The organism is Gilliamella sp. Nev3-1 (genome assembly GCF_001690435.1).
Classification (GTDB): domain Bacteria; phylum Pseudomonadota; class Gammaproteobacteria; order Enterobacterales; family Orbaceae; genus Gilliamella; species Gilliamella apicola_C.
Window position 1 is genome coordinate 54,808 of sequence record NZ_LZHN01000008.1, and the last position, 18,673, is coordinate 73,480.

Consider the following 18,673-nt stretch of genomic DNA (forward strand, 5'->3'; position numbering starts at 1 on the left):
GCTTATGTTAAGATATGGTTCCGCCGACAATGTCGGCGGTAAAAAATATGAGTTGTTTACTGGCTAATTATTTCATTAATATGAATGATAATTAACAATTACTCTTCACTAAAGAGATCTCCACCATGCATGTCTACCATATCTAGCGCTCTGCCGCCCCCTCTTGCAACACATGTTAGTGGATCTTCTGCTACAACAACATGAATACCAGTTTCTGCTGATAATAATTTATCAATGTTACGCAATAAAGCACCTCCACCGGTTAAAACCATACCATGTTCTGAAATGTCAGATGCAAGCTCAGGAGGGCACTGTTCTAATGCAACTTTAACGGCACTTACAATACCACTTAGTGGTTCTTGCAACGCTTCTAAAATTTCATTAGAGTTTAAAGTAAAGCTACGCGGTACACCTTCAGCAAGGTTACGTCCACGCACTTCAATTTCAAGTACTTCATCACCAGGGTAGGCACTACCTATAAAATGTTTGATTTTTTCGGCAGTGGCTTCACCAATTAATGCACCATAATTACGGCGAACATAGTTAATAATCGCCTCATCAAATCGGTCGCCACCGATGCGTGCCGATGCCGAATAAACCACACCATTTAATGAAATGACTGCTACTTCAGTAGTTCCACCACCAATATCAACGACCATTGAACCTGTTGGTGCTGAGACTGGTAAATCTGCACCAATAGCCGCAGCCATTGGCTCTTCAATTAAATATACTTCACGGGCCCCCGCACCTAGTGCTGACTCACGAATTGCACGGCGCTCAACTTGTGTCGCGCCGACAGGAACACAAACAAGGACTCGTGGGCTTGGTCTTAAAAAACTATGGCTATGTACTTGGCGAATAAAATACTGCAACATTTTTTCAGTGACTGAAAAATCGGCAATAACACCATCTTTCATTGGTCTTATAGCTGCAATATTACCAGGCGTTCGCCCTAACATCTGTTTCGCAGCTTGTCCAACAGCGGCAACGCTTTTCGGTGTGCCGGTGCGATGATCTTGGCGTATCGCTACCACTGAAGGTTCGTTTAATACAATGCCTTGCCCTTTTACATAAATAAGTGTGTTTGCTGTACCTAAATCGATGGATAAATCATTTGAAAACAAGCCGCGAACTTTTTTGAACATAATAAAAACTCTTCCTAGAATGAATCTTGTTTAAGTATATTTTCGTGTTTAAAAGCAAACCATGGGATCAAACAATATCTATTTTCAGCTTTATCCAAGCTAAATAGAGTGTCATTTAATTCTTCTAAACCACAGCTAACCCCAATAATAACTAACGTTGGCTATTGTATCGCAATTATAAAATAATACCTAGAAAATAGTATAACATGTGTTTGTAAAGGAGATATATAATGACAAATTCTGTTTTACAGTGTATTCTTCCGCGTTAATGTTGAGTTACAACCTTGTTATTGGCGAAAGACTCTTTTTGTCAATGGCGAGGATGCAGTAAAAAATAATTGTTACTTATATCAAATAAACACGGTGTAATTCATGGATATACGCAAAATTAAAAAATTAATTGAATTAGTTGAAGAGTCAGGTATTTCTGAACTTGAAATTTCTGAAGGTGAAGAGTCGGTTCGAATTAGTCGTTCTGCTCCTACCACAAACTATTCGGCGCCAGTACAAAATATTCAAATTCCTCAACCAGCTCCTGTTGTTGTGGCTCCAACAGTTCAAGCCGAAGTTGTAACAGATGCTGTTGCAACTGATGGTACAACAATTAAATCCCCTATGGTTGGAACTTTTTATCGTACACCAAGTCCAGAATCAAAAGCTTTTGTTGAAGTTGGTCAAACAGTAAATGTTGGCGATGTGCTTTGCATCGTCGAAGCGATGAAAATGATGAACCAGATTGAATCAGAAAAAGCTGGTACAATAAAAGCCATCTTGGTTGAAAATGGTCAACCAGTTGAATTTGATCAGCCACTATTCATTATTGAATAATCTGAATTTATTATTGACTATACGATTAAGAGATTGAATATGCTTGATAAAATTCTTATTGCGAACCGTGGAGAAATAGCTCTACGTATATTACGAGCATGTAAAGAACTTGGAATTAAAACTGTCGCTGTTCATTCGACGGCAGATAAAGATTTAAAACATGTATTACTAGCAGATGAAACAGTCTGTATTGGTTCAGCTGCTTCAGTAAAAAGCTATCTTAATGTTCCTGCATTAATTTCAGCTGCAGAAGTTACTTGCGCAGCAGCTATCCATCCTGGATATGGTTTTTTATCTGAGAATGCAGATTTTGCTGAACAAGTTGAACGTTCAGGCTTTATTTTTATTGGTCCAAAACCTGATACTATTCGCCTAATGGGGGATAAAGTCTCTGCAATTCATGCGATGAAAAAAGCTGGTGTACCTTGTGTTCCTGGTTCAGATGGTCCGTTAGGTGGTGATATTGAAACCAATAAACAAATCGCTAAACAAATCGGCTATCCTGTTATCATTAAAGCCTCTGGTGGAGGCGGTGGTCGTGGTATGCGTATTGTTCGTGAAGAGAAGGATCTTGAACAATCAATTAATATGACCAAGCTAGAAGCCAAAACAGCGTTTAATAATGATATGGTTTACATGGAAAAATTTTTAGAAAATCCACGCCATATCGAAATCCAAGTCCTTTCTGATGGACAAGGTCATGCCGTTTATTTAGGTGAGCGTGATTGCTCAATGCAAAGACGCCATCAAAAGGTTGTGGAAGAAGCCCCTGCGCTTGGTATTACCCCTAAAATGCGTCAATTTATTGGTGAGCGTTGCGTTAATGCATGTATTGAGATCGGTTACCGTGGTGCTGGCACATTTGAATTCTTGTTTGAGAATGGTGAATTTTATTTCATTGAAATGAACACCCGTATTCAAGTAGAACATCCTGTTACTGAAATGGTAACTGGTGTTGACTTAATTAGGGAGCAAATTTCAATCGCCGCAGGCAAGCCTCTATCAATTAAACAAAGTGATATTGAAATTAAAGGCCACGCAATTGAATGCCGAATTAATGCCGAGGATCCAAAAACGTTTATGCCTTCACCAGGGAAAATTACCCGTTTTCATGCTCCTGGCGGTTTTGGTATTCGTTGGGAATCGCATATTTATGCTGGTTATACTGTTCCTCCTTATTATGATTCAATGATTGGTAAATTAATTGCTTATGGTGAAACCCGTGAAGTTGCTATTGCCCGTATGAAAAATGCATTAGCTGAACTGGTTATTGATGGCATTAAAACCAATATTGATCTTCATATTGATATTATGAATGATAAAGGTTTCCAAAAAGGCGGCACAAACATTCATTATTTAGAAAAGAAATTAGGCATTTATGAGTAACAAAATAATCCCTATTTATTAGGGATTATTTCTATATAAAAGAATCAATAAGGTATGGGTAAAAATAAATGAAAAATTGGAAAAGAAGTGCTGAAGAAATTTTAACATTAGGTCCTGTTATTCCCGTTATTGTTATTGAGCGTTTAGAAGATGCGGTACCACTAGCTAAAGCGCTAATTGCTGGCGGAGTAAAAGTACTTGAAGTTACATTAAGAACTGCTTGTGCAATTGATGCAATAAAGAAAATTATTCAAGAAGTGCCTGAAGCGGTGGTTGGTGCAGGAACAGTAACAAGTGTTGCGCAACTAAAACAGGTTACCGAAGCTGGCGTTCAATTTGTGATAACACCAGGTATTACTGATGCTATTTTAAAAGCGGCGGTTGAAGGTTCAGTACCTGTTATTCCTGGTATTGCAACTATTTCTGAGTTGTTAACTGCACAAGAATATGGTCTCACTGCATTAAAATTTTTCCCTGCTGAAGTCAATGGTGGCGTTGCTGCATTAAAAGCTTTTGCTGGTCCTTGCGGATATATGAAATTTTGCCCAACAGGAGGAGTAAATCCGAAAAACTACCGTGATTATCTTGCTCTTGATAATGTGCTTTGCGTGGGCGGTACTTGGTTTATTCCAACTGATGCAATTGCAAAAGGTGATTTTGCTAAAATTACCGAGATGGCTAAACAAGCCGTTGCTGATGCACAATGTTGCTGATGCACAATAATGATTGATTCCGCCGATAAAATATCGGCGACTACTCAAAACCTAACCTTCTAACTCTTATTAGCTTCTTAGTCCACGACCACTTTCAATAAGCTTCCATGCAATTACATAAAGCACAGTAACAAACAAAATTAGCATCGAGAAGGTAATTGATAACGATACGTCTGTCACTCCTAAAAATCCATAACGAAAACCGTTAATCATATAAACTATTGGGTTAACTTTGGATATCCATTGCCAAAAGGTTGGCAACATAGTAATCGAATAAAAAACGCCACCAAGGTATGTTAATGGTGTTAATACGAATGTAGGAATAATGCTTATATCGTCAAAAGTTTTGGCAAACACTGCATTTAATAAACCGGCTAATGAAAACAAAATTGAAGTTAATAGTAATGTGCAAACAACAAATAACCAAGAATGCACCTCATAACGAACAAAAAATAGTGACACTATAGTAACTAAAATACCAGTTAAAATACCTCGCATCACACCCCCTCCCACATATCCCAAAATAAGAATATGCGTTGGTACAGGTGCTACCAATAACTCTTCAATGTTATGTTGAAATTTAGCGCTAAAAAAGGATGAACAAACATTGGTATAAGAATTGGTAATGACTGACATCATGATTAATCCCGGCACAATAAATGCCATATAGCTAAATCCCCCCATGTCACCAACACGAGAGCCAATTAAATTACCAAAGATGATAAAATAAAGAGACATTGTAATAACCGGCGGAATTAGCGTTTGAACCCAAATTCTTAAAAATCGTGTCACTTCTTTACGCCAAATACTTTTTAAGGCAATCCAATATAAATTATTCATCAATGCTACCTTTTTGTTTTGTATCATTATGTAACAGATCAACAAATAGCTCTTCTAAACGATTCGCTTTATTTCGTACGCTGATCACTTTAATATTTTGCTGATTGAGTTGCTCAAATAATTGGTTTAATCCAAATTGTTTATCTACTTTCACTTCTAACATGCCCATTTCAATATCAGAATAATTATAGCCATGTAATTCAATCGGTTTAGAGGTTGGCACGTAATCAATAATAATTGTTTCAGATTGGCTTTTTGCCAGTAGATCGCGCATTGACGAGTTTGCTATCAATTGGCCTCGTTGAATAATACCAATATTACGGCATAGCATTTCAGCTTCTTCTAAATAATGAGTAGTTAAAATAATTGTGATACCTTGACGATTGATAACGCGCAAAAAATCCCACATAGAGCGACGCAGTTCAATATCAACGCCTGCGGTTGGTTCATCAAGAATCAACAATTTGGGTTCATGCACAAGCGCTCTTGCTATCATTAATCGTCTTTTCATACCGCCTGATAACATATTGGCTCGGCTATGGCGTTTATCCCATAAATCTAAAATTCGTAAATATTTTTCAGCGTGCTCTAATGCAAGTTTTCGGGGTAATCCATAATAACCACCTTGATTAGTGACTATTTGTAGAACTTCTTCAAATTGATTAAAGTTAAACTCTTGTGGCACAAGCCCTAATTGCCTTTTGGCGTTTACTATGTCGTTATCTAAGTCGTAACCAAAAATTTTCACTTTTCCCGATGTTTTAGTTACTAATGAACTGATAATACCGATAGTTGTCGATTTACCAGCACCATTTGGTCCTAATAAGGCATAAAAATCACCCGCCTGTACAGTTAAATCGATACCTTTTAATGCTTCTATACCATTTTTGTAAACTTTTTTCAGAGAGATTAACTCAAGTGCAGGAGTTGATGGCATAAATATGTCCTAAATGAATCAATTACTATTTAAGTGATATAATATCATGTTAAATGAATCGACAATATAATCAATTTATTGTAGAGAATGGTTTAATTTTATTTATACCAAAGAAATAAATTATCATTTCGATATTATGGTGCATATTATTGAATGTGGTCACTAACATAGTGAATTCAATTGTGATCTGTATGTCTAATTATTGCTTAAGGAATAAGTGTTATGTTTAAAATTGGCTTAATTTCAATATCTGACAGAGCTTCAAGGGGTGTTTACCAAGATGAAGGTATTCCATCATTAATATCATGGTTGCAAACAACACTAAAAACGCCTTTTATTACCGAAAATTATATTATTCCTGATGAGCAAACTATCATCGAACAAACATTATGCGAGCTGGTTGATAATTTACATTGCCATTTAATTTTAACTACGGGTGGAACTGGCCCTGCCATGAGAGATGTAACGCCTGATGCAACATTAGCGATCGCCGATCGGGTGATGCCAGGTTATGGTGAGCAAATGCGGCAAATCAGTTTACATTTTGTGCCAACTGCGATTTTATCTAGGCAAGTTGGTGTTATTCGTAAAAAATGCTTAATCATAAACCTACCAGGCAGACCAAAATCAATCAAAGAAACGCTTGAGGGGGTTAAAGATAATCAAGGCAATGTCATTATTAACGGTATATTTGCTAGTATCCCCTATTGTATACAACTATTAGACGGGCCTTATATCGAAACCCATGATCACATAGTCAAGTCTTTTCGCCCTAAAGATGCAATTCAGTCAAATCTTTAATTTTATGCAAATTTAACGCATAATTATGTATATGATAATTATGCGTTAGATGTATAATTTATCAATATAAATAACGGTTATTAATACTATCTAAAAAATCGTGGAGTAAGCTAGCGTGAATAGTACGCAGTTTTATTCTCGGTATTATAACTGCATGTATTAGTAGAAAAAGTAACAAGTAAAGAAACAAGGAACATTATGAAATCAACCGATCTCACTAAGACATTTAAAGAGATACTTCGCCAAGAGAAGTTTAGTTCGCAAGTAGAAATCGTCCAAGCGTTGCAAGAACAAGGTTTTGATAATATCAATCAATCCAAAGTCTCACGCATGCTTACTAAATTTGGCGCAGTGAGAACCCGTAATGCAAAATCCGAAATGGTCTATTGTTTGCCTGCAGAAATAAGTGTACCAACAACTAGTAGTCCATTAAAAAATTTAGTCCTCGATATTGATTTCAATAGTTCAATGGTGGTCATAAAAACCAGTCCAGGCGCTGCTCAACTAATTGCTCGTTTGTTAGATTCTATCGGTAAATCAGAGGGGATTTTGGGCTCAATTGCTGGCGATGATACAATTTTTAGTACACCAACCAAAGAATATGCTGTAAAAAAATTGTACCAAACCATTATTGAACTATTTGAGCGAGAATTATAGCGCTTTTAATTTCGTTATATTCAGGTCGAATAAATTTTAAAGTTTAACCTATTGACACAATTAATAAAATCGTTAATGCTATACAACGCTGATTTCGTAACAGAAGTTGCAAAAACGAAGAGGTGCATTACTCAGGTAAATCATTTTAGGAACTGGAGCCACGAATAAATGATTGAGGGGATGTAATGCCGAGGTTTGATTGCCAATCCAGAAGCAATCAAATCGACTGCAAGGGCTGAATCCCTTGGGTTGTCACCTTAACAGGTGGAGCGCTTCACGGTTTGTGCTTTTTAATTGTAAATAGGACATTCCCGCTCTAACTCTGTTAAAAATAAAAATTTTTAATATGAGGAATTCATGGAAACATCATTTGTAATTGCTAAATTTGGCGGTACTAGTGTTGCCGATTATTCAGCAATGGTAAATAGTGCCAATATTGTAATCGCTAATCCCAACGTAAAAGTTGTTGTATTATCGGCTTCTGCTGGCGTGACAAATTTACTAGTTGCATTAGCTGAAGGACGTGACGCTGAGGTGCGCACTCAACATATTGCTAAAATTCAATCAATCCAATACGGCATCTTAGAACAATTGCCAGAAAACCCTAAACTACGAAGCGAAATCGACCAAATCATTGCTAACATAGCTTCTTTGTCTGAGGCAGCTAGTTTAGCAACTTCACCGGCATTAACAGATGAGCTTGTAAGTCATGGCGAAATTATGTCATCAAAACTGTTTGTCGAAATATTAAAAGAAAAGCAAACAAATGCTATGTGGTTTGATGTACGTAAAGTTATGCGCACCGATGATAAATTTGGTAAAGCCACCCCAAAAATTGAAGATATTAAACAGCTTTGCTGTGCCCATTTAAAATCACTAAACAATCGTAGCGTCATTGTAACGCAAGGGTTTATCGGTAGTGAAAGTTCTGGCAAAACGACCACTTTAGGCCGTGGAGGAAGTGATTATACAGCAGCGTTATTAGGTGAAGCATTGAATGCCACTCAAATTGACATTTGGACTGATGTTGCAGGAATTTATACTAACGATCCGCGCATTACCCCAGCGGCTAAACGCATTGATGAAATATCTTTTGCTGAAGCAACCGAAATGGCAACGTTTGGCGCGAAGGTACTACACCCAGCAACACTAGTCCCAGCTGTGCGGAGTAATATCCCTGTTTTTGTTGGTTCAAGTAAAGCACCTCAAGAAGGAGGAACTATTGTTTACAACACTAATAGCATTACATCTAAATTACCTGTATTTAGAGCATTGGCGTTACGTCGCAAACAAACTTTGCTGACGCTAACTAGCCTAAATATGCTTCATGCACAAGGCTTTCTAGCAAATGTGTTTACAATATTAGCTAAACATAATATTTCGGTTGATTTAGTGACAACATCTGAAGTCAGTATCGCATTAACTATTGATACCACTGGTACTAATACCAACGGTAGCAGTTTGTTAACGAAAGAACTATTTGATGAACTGTCAACCGTTTGCCATGTAACAGTTGAAGAAGACTTGGCTTTAATTGCTATTATTGGAAATAATTTAACTTCAACACAGGGTATAGCCAAAGAAGTTTTTGGTGTACTAGATGATTTCATTATTAGACTTTGCTGTTATGGAGCAAGCACCCATAATCTTTGCCTTTTGGCAAAAAGCAGTGATGCAGAATCAATTATTAAAATTTTGCATAAAACAATTTTTGAACAGTAATATTAAAAGGGAGATTTAATCTCCTTTTTACTTATTCATAAATTTTAATTATAACGAATTATATAAAGATAAATTATTAATGAATTAATAATATTTTATCTACTGCACTCATATATAGGTAATTTTTTAGGTTAATCATCTATTGTTAAATTGCTTGACATTAGTTATTAATCTATTTTGAATATTGTTTTTTACTTTTAATTAATTGATTAAAGCTATTACATTAAATATTAACACCTGTTAGATTTTTTATTTAATCTGAGTAAACTAAAACTAAGTTCAATAACAAAAGGAAATTATCATGGGTATTATAAGTTGGATAATTCTAGGATTAATTGCCGGCTGGATTGCGAAGTTTTTTATGCCTTTAGGAAGTGTAGGGGTGATAAAAACGATTTTATTAGGCATTGCGGGTGCCTTAGTAGGTGGATATATTAGCACCTTCTTTGGTTGGGGTAGTGTGACAGGATTTAACTTCCCTAGTTTGTTAATTTCAGTGCTTGGGGCGATTGTGGTTATTTTTATTTATCGCCATTTAAAACAATAGTTGTTTTTATGCTAAATTGGCGGGAAACCGCCAATTTAGATAACCCTATAATTTACACTATTAGACGCTTTCTCCCTCTTATTCTAATACTGAATAACTTGAAAAGAAATTTAACGTTTCTAAATAGAAACAACAGCCGTTCTTAATTCCACTTTTATAGATTAACTATTTTAGCCTTTGTTTGAAATAATAACTAAATAATGCGCGTAAGGATTATTTTTTATCACCTAATTTAGGCTATCATTAATCAGTCTTCATTTTAATTGTCATTTTTATTAAATAAAATCTTTTAAAGTATATTTGAATTAAATGGATGATGAATAACTTAAATGTGCATGTTTGCTTACACGATTCAAATAAGTCTTCTAATCACATAAAAAACCGATTTACCATAATATTTTTCAGGTTATGGAAATAGATTCATTAATCCTTTAGCGTATTTTTCAATAAATGAACATGCTCAGTGTAACTAATTAATGATTTATTTAAGGGCAAAAATTGCTTACTATTTTAAATTTGTCTATTTTTCCTTACAAAGTTCATAATAAGTAATTTCGCCATATCTCGATTTTTGTTATATTATTTAACAAAATCCATTAAATTTAACTTGTAGATTATAATGTTAAAAATATTCAACACATTAACTAGAGAAAAGGAAACCTTTCAACCAATTACTCCAAATAAAGTCGGGCTCTATGTCTGTGGCGTCACTATTTATGATCTTTGTCATATTGGTCATGGACGCACGTTTGTGGCATTTGATGTGATCACTCGATATTTACGTTTTTTAGGTTATGATTTAACTTATGTGCGCAATATTACTGATGTTGATGACAAGATTATTAAACGTGCGCTCGAAAACGGCGAAACCTGTGATCAACTTACTAATCGAATGCTACAAGAAATGTATGCAGATTTTGATGCACTTAATATAAAACGCCCTGATTTTGAGCCTCGTGCGACGTATCACATGCCACAAATCATTCAATTAGTTGAAGAGTTAATTTTAAAAAATCATGCTTATATTGCCGATAATGGTGATGTTATGTTTTCGGTAGACAGTGATCCAAATTATGGTATTTTATCTCGCCAAAATTTAGAACAGCTTCAAGCAGGAGCGCGAGTTGATGTGGTGGAGGTTAAACGTAATCCAATGGATTTTGTATTATGGAAGATGTCAAAACCTAACGAACCAAGTTGGGATTCTCCATGGGGAAAAGGTCGTCCTGGTTGGCATATTGAATGTTCTGCGATGAACAGTTACCAATTAGGCAATTACTTTGATATTCATGGTGGTGGTTCTGATTTAATGTTCCCACATCATGAAAATGAAATTGCCCAATCAACTTGCGCACACGATGGGCAATACGTCAATTATTGGATGCATTCAGGCATGGTCATGATAGACCAAGAAAAAATGTCAAAATCACTCAATAACTTTTTCACTATTCGTGATGTATTAGCGCATTATGATGCCGAAACAGTACGTTATTTTTTACTATCTGGTCACTATCGAAGCCAATTAAACTATAGTGAAGAAAATCTAAAACAAGCAAGAGTAGCACTAGAGCGGCTATATACTGCATTACGAGACACCGATCCTGCTCATTCGCGCACAACACCTGATAGTAACTATTACCGCCAATTTTGTGACGCAATGAATGATGATTTTAATACACCTGAAGCTTATTCAACTCTTTTTGACCTTGCTCGCGAAATCAATAAAGCTAAAGCAGATAATAATATGCTACTCGCTAATGAATTAGCTGCTGAATTACGTTATTTATCATCAGTGCTGGGGCTATTGGAACAAGATCCTGTAAAGTTTTTACAAGGTGACAATCAAGAGGATGCTGATAGTGCATTAATTGAAGCATTAATTAAACAACGCAACGATGCAAGAGCGAGCAAGAATTGGGTGCAAGCAGATGAAGCCCGAGACAAATTAAATGCGATGAACATTGTTCTTGAAGATGGTGCAAATGGTACTACTTGGCGCAAAAAAAATTAATCGGTTAATTTTTTGTTATTACAATCAGCCGTTCTTAAAAAACACCCACATATTAGTGGGTGTTTTTTATCAGTTATCACAACTTTTTATCTATCGACGTTAAAATGCCGCGTAAAATATTTAACTCTTGTTGTTCAATACGCGCTCGAGTAAATAATCGACGCAAACGTCCCATAATTTGCCCTGGATGATTGGCATTGATAAAACCTGTCTGTAATAAAGTTTGTTCTAAATGCTGGTAAAAACGCTCTATATCAGCATCTACCGGAAACTCTGAGTTTATATTGCCGTTGCCTTTTAATTCAGAACGCTGATCGTCAAGATTTAGCATTGACATGCGAATTTCGTAGCACAAAACTTGTACTGACATTGCTAAATTTAGAGAACTATAATCAGGATTAGCAGGAATGCCAACATGGTAATGGCACTTTTGCAATTCTTCATTGGTTAAACCAACTCGCTCACGCCCAAACACTAAAGCAACTTTAGAACGAGTATTGGTTGTTTCTTGAATAATTTTATCACTACACTCTTTCGGCGTTAAATGAGGCCATTGTAAACTACGAGAACGTGCGCTAGTGCCAATCACTAAAGTACAATCGGCAATTGCTTGTTCAAGCGACGCAAAGAGTTGTGCATTTTTAATAATATCACTAGCTCCTGCCGCTAACGAAATCGATTGAGAATCAGGTTTGATGGTTGGGTTGACTAAACAAAGGCTAGTTAATCCCATTGTTTTCATTGCTCTTGCCACAGAACCCATGTTGCCTGTATGCGATGTTTCGACTAAAACAATTTTTACATTATCTAAATAATTCACATCATCCTCATTAAAATATTAATCAATCATAACTAAAAAATGCATAAAATAAGTATATACTAAAATGGCATTAAGGTGCAGAATATAGGTGATTACTGATACGATTAGATATTAATAAAATTGTTTTCCATTATAAAAATAATAAAAAAACAAACATGTGATTAACTGCTATTAATAGTAAATTAGCATAAAATGTAAAATTGAATTTTTTAGACAACAATCACAAAATAGGATTAATAATAAAGATTATATTGACGAGCCAAATATAATTTGGCACTGTATAATCATGAAAATGGCTCAAATCAATAACGGCATTAACCATCGTCTGAAAAAACAAGGAGATTAATTATGGCGTTAAATATTACCAGTAAACAAATGGATATTACTCCTGCTATGCGTAGTTATTTAGAAGAAAAATATACTAAATTGGACAAATGGCGAGCACAATTAATAAATCCTCATTTTATTTTATGCAAAGAGCCAGACGGCTTTGTCGTTGATGCAACCATTATCACAAAAGGCACACCATTAGTGGCTTCAGCTAAACATATTGATATGTATGCAGCGATTAATGACCTTATTGAAAAGCTTGAAAAACAGCTTAATAAACTGCAACATAGAGGTGAAGCACGCCGAGCGACAAGCAGTATAAAAGATACTGTATTAGAAGAAATTTGATTTATTTTTTCGATGCAATAAAAAGGCACTTCGATAGTGCCTTTATTTTTTTGCTTGTTATAATACAACCTATCTTTTTTTTAATATCATTATAAAAATGACTACAAATCCTTTGTTACCTTTACGCGATAAAATTAATGAACTTGATAAGATGTTGTTAGAGCTTATTGCTAAACGGCGTAATCTTTCAACACAAGTTATTCACACAAAAATTGGAGCAAATATTCCTGTTCGCGATATAGAGCGTGAGCGTTCACTTATTATTTCATTAATTAATCAAGGGAAAAACTATCATCTTGATGATGTGTTTATTAAACGTTTATATCAATTAATTATTGAAGACTCAGTCCTATTACAACAAAAAATTTTACAAGAAAAACTGAATGACGATATTATCGCCACAGCCAAAGTTGCTTTTTTAGGACCTAAGGGGTCTTATTCACATTCAGCAACACGCCGTTATGCAAGTACTCACTTAGATCAGATGATCGAATCTAGTTGCACTTCATTCAAAGATGTATTTGAGAAGGTTGAAAAGGGCGAAGTCGACTATGGAATTTTGCCGATAGAAAATTCTAGCTCTGGTTCAATTAACGAAGTTTATGACTTATTACAAAAAACCAACTTGCATATTATTGGCGAACTTTCATTACCTATTGATCATTGTGTGCTTGCCATGCCGAATTCGCAATTAGAGCAAATCGACACTATTTATAGCCACCCACAACCCTTCCAGCAATGTAGTAATTTCTTAGAAAGTCACCCTCATTGGAAGATTGTATATTGTGATAGTACTTCATCAGCAATGGAAACCGTTGCTAAATTGAATAAGCCGAATGTTGCCGCAATGGGGAATAAGGATGGTGGCGAATTATATGGATTACAAGTTCTTGAACATAACTTTGCTAATCAAAAAGAGAACATAACGCGTTTTATCGTGCTTGCAAGACAACCAATTGCTGTTTCAGATCAAATTCCTGCTAAAACCACTATTTTAATGAAAACAGGCCAACAAGCTGGTGCTTTAGTTGATGCGTTATTAGTATTACGCAATCATAATATCATCATGACTAAGCTTGAATCTCGTCCAATTCATGGTACACCATGGGAAGAAATGTTTTATATTGATTTACATGGCAACATTCATTCTTATGAAATGCAAACAGCGCTTAAAGAGCTAGCTTCAATGACACTATATACCAAAGTGCTCGGATGCTATCCAAGTGATTCTATTGTTTCTATAATGTAATCATTATGACAATGCAACACTTTTCACAAGCGGTGCTTAACTGGTATGAGAAGTATGGTAGAAAATCATTACCATGGCAACTCGAAAAAAGCGCCTATCATGTTTGGTTATCAGAAGTGATGTTGCAACAAACACAAGTTGCAACGGTGATTCCTTACTTTAACCGATTTATTAAGCAATTTCCTAAGATAACAGACCTAGCACAAGCACCACTTGATGATGTATTACATCTTTGGACTGGGCTTGGTTACTATGCAAGAGCGCGCAATTTACATAAGGCAGCACAAACAATTGCGGAAAAATTTAATGGCTCATTTCCAACACAATTTGATGATGTGGTGGCGCTGTCAGGTGTGGGGCGTTCAACTGCTGGCGCTATTTTATCTCTTTCGCAAAACCAGCATTACCCCATTTTAGATGGTAATGTAAAACGTGTGCTCACTCGATATTTTGCTGTTGAAGGCTGGCCAGGTATTAAAAAGATTGAAAATAAGCTCTGGGAATTAAGCGAGCGAGTGACACCTAAGCAAGATGTTGCAAAGTTTAATCAAGCCATGATGGATATAGGTGCAACGGTTTGTACTCGCAGTAAACCTAAGTGTACTTTATGTCCTTTACATGGTAATTGCTTAGCTTATAAGACAGAAAGTTGGCAACAATACCCAACCAAAAAAATTAAAAGCACCATTACTGCAAAGACAGCCTATTTTTTAATGCTAGAATATAATAATACGATTTGGCTTGAAAAAAGACCTCCGTCTGGCATATGGGGAGGATTATACTGTTTGCCTCAGTTTGCAAGCCAACAAGCATTAACTGACTGGTTAAAAAAACAAGGTATTGAAACCACAAAACCCAAGCAACTTATTGCATTTCGCCATACATTTAGCCACTTTCACTTAGATATTGTTCCAATTTATTGTGTAATTACTAAACATACAAAATGTTGGGAACAACCTTGCGGTTATTGGTATAACCTAAAATCCGACAATGCAAAAATAGGGCTTGCAACACCTGTTTATAACTTATTAAAACAAACGTCTTGTTAACGTTTGTTTATCAATACTCATGCTATTTTTAGGATATAATCACTGATTATTTTTAATTCTATTTAATTATGCAAAACAAACAACATCAAGGCTTATCTGGCTACTTAGTCTTTTTAATGGCATTTGCTATTGGTATTACAATTGCTAGCAATTATTACGCTCAACCGCTATTACATTCAATTACAAATAATCTACATATAAAAGTAGAACATGCTGGAGCAATCATTATGGCTGCACAATTTAGTTATGCCATAGGCTTGCTATTTATTACACCTCTTGGTGATAAGGTAGAGCGTAAGCGGTTAATTATTATTTTAATGATATTATCCACTTGTGGACTTATGGTAAGCGCATTATCTCAAAATATATGGATGCTTATCATCGGTACCGCAATGACAGGCTTATTTTCAACGGTTGCTCAAGTTTTAATACCCTTTGCGGCAACGCTCTCAAGTCCAGATCATCGGGGTAAAGTTGTTGGTACTTTAATGAGCGGTATGTTACTAGGTATTTTATTGGGAAGAACTTTTGCTGGCGCTATATCCTCAATTGCGGATTGGCATGGCGTATATTGGATTGCAACAGGTGTTATGATTATTGTGACACTACTACTTTCGATTTCACTACCAAAATATAGTAATACCATTAATATTAATTATTTTCAGCTTTTATGCTCAATTGGTTCATTATATAAACAAGAACCGATATTAAGAATTCGTTCATTATTAGCTATTATCTCATTTTCACTATTTTCATTATTATGGACACCACTTGCCTTTTTGTTAACTAATACACCATATCACTATTCTGATTTTATGATTGGTTTATTTGGATTAGCGGGAGCTGCAGGCGCGATGGGATCGCCAATAGTTGGAAAACTGTCAGACAAAGGCAAAGGTTATATTGCAACAACCATTGGATTAAGCTTATTACTATTATCTTGGCTACCACTTTCATTCGCTCAATATTCAATTACTGCTTTAATTCTAGGTGTGGTTTTATTAGATTTTGCCGTACAAGTTACCCATGTTTCTAATATGAATGCTATTTATCAAATCAGACCAGAAGCACGTAGCCGAATGAACACGGGTTATATGGTATGTTATTTTATTGGTGGAATGCTAGGCTCTGCTGGATCGACTTATTTGTTTAGCCATTACGGATGGAAAGCGATAATTATTGCAAGCACTTCCTTGGCAATATTAGGCATTACTAGTTGGCTTTTTTATATTAAAACTCATCAAAAATCTTAAAGTTATTAACAAAAGTAAATGGTTTATTATCTGTGTTACCTCCCGAGGGTTAATACTTAATTCATATAAAAATCATGTGGCTTATTTTAGTGTTTTATATTCAATGGGTGTTATGTTTAATACTTTGTAAAAGATATCCAGAAGTCTATAGCGGTTAATCATAAAAATGACTTGTTACATAACATCGATGTTGCGAATAATAAAAAACATGGCTAATTTGCTTTCCAGAACGGAGGCCTGTGTGGCTATTTACCAAAAATATTTGATGAAATGACAGTTAGAAAAATTATTGAAAAATCTAAGCATTAAATAAAAAACAAGATATACATAAAAGCAAATCGTAATTTTAGATAAGGATATAAAAATGACTATATTTGAACAACAATATCGTAACTAATTATCATCGCTTAATGTACAATAGTTTATTTAGCTCAAGTATGAGCTAATCGCTGGTGATGTAGATTGGATTATATTTAGTTAACATCTGCATAATGTGCGTCTTATTAGATTTCATCTGTTCCTATATCCTATTTTATATTAAGATGTTATCAAGCTGTTTTAAAATAATATGATTAATTCTTGTAGCAAAACCACAAGAATTATTAAAAGATAGCGATTAAATACGCATAGCATATTTGATAATTTGTTTTTTTATTGGAGAACAACAATCAATAGTATTCATTCCTACTGTTCTTATCATCTTTTTAAGCAAGTTATCACCATTAAACATATCTTGAATTGTTTGCATTGCTGCTAACATCACTAAAGTATCTTTACGGCGAGTAAACTGAAATGGTTTTAAATTGCAAACTAAACCAATATCTTTTTGTTCATCGATTAATGTTTTAATTGTTGAGACTAATAATGCAGAATCTTGAAACCCTAAATTTACACCTTGCCCAGCTAAAGGATGAATGGTATGAGCCGCATCACCAATTAAGACAAGCCGATGTTGAATAAATTGTTTTGCAATGCGGGCTTTTAATGGAAATACCATACGAGGGTTAATTAACTGACATTGACCGACTTTATCGCCAGTTAACCGAAATAACTTATCAGAAAACTCTGATTCAGATAGAGAAGCTAAACTAGTCGCATTATCTGGTTTTGTTGACCAAACCAAACAACTTTTGTTGGCCTGCCACAGGGGCAGAAAAGCCACAATACCATTTGGATAAAAAATCTGCCTTGCACAAGATTGGTGAGGGTACTCGGTTTCAACCGTTGTAATAACAGCATGATGCAGATAATCACGTTCAAAAACAGGAATATTTTTGCATCGACGTACCCAAGAATGAGCGCCATCTGCACCAATTAGTAATTTAGTTTGTAAGATAGCTTTATTAGCAAGTGTCAAAAAAGCAAAATCATCATTAAATGCACAATCAATTGCCTCGCAATTATAAATATTAATATTGCTACAATTTAAAGCATATTGGTAAAGGTGATGAGAGATAATATTATTTTCGATTATATAGCCAAGATTAGAATACCCATAATCTTTGGCATGAGCAGATAAATGAGCTTGGCCATTTTTTTCCCATACACCTATTTCAGTAAACTCTTGTACACGTTTACTTGCACACAAATCATTCCATATACCTATTTGCGAAAAGTAATGTTGACTTGCGCCATTAATAGCTGAGGCTCTAATGCCTATTTCATTCTGTGAGAAAGATTGGTGCTGGTGAATTTTAGTATCTATAATCGCTATTTTTAGCGCGTATTGGCTAAGTGCGCAAGCAGTTGCTAAACCAACTAATCCGCCCCCTACAATTGCTACATCAAATTGAATATTCATACCTAGAAGCAAAACTATTTGTTATCTAACTTATCATCATTTTGGGTTTCAATATCATCATCATTCATTGCTTTCTTGAAGCCTTTTAATGCTGAACCAAGATCAGAACCTAAATTACGCAACTTTTTAGTGCCAAATAATAAAATAACGACAGCAAGAAACACTAAAAGGTGTGGAATACTAAAAGACATAATCAAATCCTCTTAATAAATATAACGCTCTATTTAGGGTAGACT

18 protein-coding genes and 1 riboswitch are annotated in these 18,673 nt (G+C 35.2%); of the genes, 12 read left to right on the forward strand and 6 right to left on the reverse strand.

What is annotated here, in order from left to right:
- Nucleotides 1-98: 98 nt before the first annotated feature.
- On the reverse strand, nt 99-1,145 hold the full coding sequence (locus A9G40_RS01700; RefSeq protein WP_065567736.1) for a rod shape-determining protein: 1,047 nt from the start codon (nt 1,143-1,145) through the stop codon (nt 99-101).
- 372 nt (nt 1,146-1,517) lie between these two features.
- Between A9G40_RS01700 and accB the strand changes: the two genes are divergently transcribed.
- The 3 genes from accB to A9G40_RS01715 all read left to right on the forward strand — a co-directional run bounded on the left by accB (nt 1,518) and on the right by A9G40_RS01715 (nt 4,072).
- Nucleotides 1,518-1,973: an acetyl-CoA carboxylase biotin carboxyl carrier protein gene (gene accB / locus A9G40_RS01705; protein WP_065567735.1), complete on the forward strand. Its 456-nt coding sequence runs from the start codon at nt 1,518-1,520 to the stop codon at nt 1,971-1,973.
- 39 nt (nt 1,974-2,012) lie between these two features.
- On the forward strand, nt 2,013-3,359 hold the full coding sequence (gene accC / locus A9G40_RS01710) for an acetyl-CoA carboxylase biotin carboxylase subunit (RefSeq protein WP_065581627.1): 1,347 nt from the start codon (nt 2,013-2,015) through the stop codon (nt 3,357-3,359).
- 68 nt (nt 3,360-3,427) lie between these two features.
- Nucleotides 3,428-4,072: a bifunctional 4-hydroxy-2-oxoglutarate aldolase/2-dehydro-3-deoxy-phosphogluconate aldolase gene (locus A9G40_RS01715; RefSeq protein WP_065581628.1), complete on the forward strand. Its 645-nt coding sequence runs from the start codon at nt 3,428-3,430 to the stop codon at nt 4,070-4,072.
- Between the two features lie 69 nt (nt 4,073-4,141).
- Here the strand turns inward: A9G40_RS01715 and A9G40_RS01720 are convergent, their stop codons facing one another.
- Complete coding sequence (locus tag A9G40_RS01720) at nt 4,142-4,912, reverse strand: ABC transporter permease (protein ID WP_065581629.1); 771 nt, start codon at nt 4,910-4,912, stop codon at nt 4,142-4,144.
- Nucleotides 4,905-5,849 (reverse strand): ABC transporter ATP-binding protein, encoded by a 945-nt coding sequence (locus A9G40_RS01725; RefSeq protein ID WP_065581630.1) that lies wholly within the window; start codon nt 5,847-5,849, stop codon nt 4,905-4,907. Before A9G40_RS01725 ends, A9G40_RS01720 begins: the two co-directional genes overlap by 8 nt.
- Nucleotides 5,850-6,071: 222 nt before the next feature.
- Between A9G40_RS01725 and mog the strand changes: the two genes are divergently transcribed.
- From mog to cysS, 5 genes are all read left to right on the forward strand, one after another.
- A complete protein-coding gene (mog, locus tag A9G40_RS01730; protein ID WP_065581631.1) occupies nt 6,072-6,650 on the forward strand; it encodes a molybdopterin adenylyltransferase in 579 nt (192 codons plus the stop codon).
- Nucleotides 6,651-6,848: 198 nt separating this feature from the next.
- A complete protein-coding gene (gene argR / locus A9G40_RS01735; RefSeq protein WP_065581632.1) occupies nt 6,849-7,307 on the forward strand; it encodes a transcriptional regulator ArgR in 459 nt (152 codons plus the stop codon).
- A 109-nt stretch (nt 7,308-7,416) separates the two neighbouring features.
- Nucleotides 7,417-7,590, forward strand: a riboswitch (Lysine riboswitch).
- A 74-nt stretch (nt 7,591-7,664) separates the two neighbouring features.
- The gene (lysC, locus tag A9G40_RS01740; protein ID WP_065581633.1) at nt 7,665-9,029 is read left to right on the forward strand and encodes a lysine-sensitive aspartokinase 3; all 1,365 of its coding nucleotides are present in this window, start codon (nt 7,665-7,667) and stop codon (nt 9,027-9,029) included.
- 301 nt (nt 9,030-9,330) lie between these two features.
- Nucleotides 9,331-9,576 (forward strand): GlsB/YeaQ/YmgE family stress response membrane protein, encoded by a 246-nt coding sequence (locus A9G40_RS01745; RefSeq protein WP_065567727.1) that lies wholly within the window; start codon nt 9,331-9,333, stop codon nt 9,574-9,576.
- Between the two features lie 619 nt (nt 9,577-10,195).
- Nucleotides 10,196-11,587 carry a cysteine--tRNA ligase gene (cysS, locus tag A9G40_RS01750; protein ID WP_065581634.1) on the forward strand — a complete coding sequence of 464 codons (1,392 nt, stop codon included), beginning with the start codon at nt 10,196-10,198 and terminating at the stop codon, nt 11,585-11,587.
- A 76-nt stretch (nt 11,588-11,663) separates the two neighbouring features.
- On the opposite strand, the gene trmJ is transcribed toward cysS, so the two are convergent.
- A complete protein-coding gene (gene trmJ / locus A9G40_RS01755) occupies nt 11,664-12,350 on the reverse strand; it encodes a tRNA (cytosine(32)/uridine(32)-2'-O)-methyltransferase TrmJ (RefSeq protein ID WP_065581699.1) in 687 nt (228 codons plus the stop codon).
- 405 nt (nt 12,351-12,755) lie between these two features.
- On the opposite strand from trmJ, the gene raiA reads away from it, so the two are divergent.
- From raiA to A9G40_RS01775, 4 genes are all read left to right on the forward strand, one after another.
- Nucleotides 12,756-13,085, forward strand: coding sequence for a ribosome-associated translation inhibitor RaiA (gene raiA / locus A9G40_RS01760; RefSeq protein WP_065581635.1), 330 nt, complete (start codon nt 12,756-12,758; stop codon nt 13,083-13,085).
- A 97-nt stretch (nt 13,086-13,182) separates the two neighbouring features.
- On the forward strand, nt 13,183-14,334 hold the full coding sequence (gene pheA, locus A9G40_RS01765) for a bifunctional chorismate mutase/prephenate dehydratase (RefSeq protein ID WP_065581636.1): 1,152 nt from the start codon (nt 13,183-13,185) through the stop codon (nt 14,332-14,334).
- 5 nt (nt 14,335-14,339) lie between these two features.
- Nucleotides 14,340-15,383: an A/G-specific adenine glycosylase gene (mutY, locus tag A9G40_RS01770; protein WP_065581637.1), complete on the forward strand. Its 1,044-nt coding sequence runs from the start codon at nt 14,340-14,342 to the stop codon at nt 15,381-15,383.
- A gap of 65 nt (nt 15,384-15,448) precedes the next feature.
- Nucleotides 15,449-16,636, forward strand: coding sequence for an MFS transporter (locus tag A9G40_RS01775; RefSeq protein WP_442902697.1), 1,188 nt, complete (start codon nt 15,449-15,451; stop codon nt 16,634-16,636).
- Between the two features lie 616 nt (nt 16,637-17,252).
- On the opposite strand, the gene A9G40_RS01780 is transcribed toward A9G40_RS01775, so the two are convergent.
- Together A9G40_RS01780 and A9G40_RS14120 are read right to left on the reverse strand one after the other, a co-directional pair.
- Nucleotides 17,253-18,437, reverse strand: coding sequence for an FAD-dependent monooxygenase (locus A9G40_RS01780; protein WP_065581639.1), 1,185 nt, complete (start codon nt 18,435-18,437; stop codon nt 17,253-17,255).
- Between the two features lie 14 nt (nt 18,438-18,451).
- The gene (locus A9G40_RS14120; protein WP_081302112.1) at nt 18,452-18,628 is read right to left on the reverse strand and encodes a Sec-independent protein translocase subunit TatA; all 177 of its coding nucleotides are present in this window, start codon (nt 18,626-18,628) and stop codon (nt 18,452-18,454) included.
- Nucleotides 18,629-18,673 lie beyond the last annotated feature (45 nt).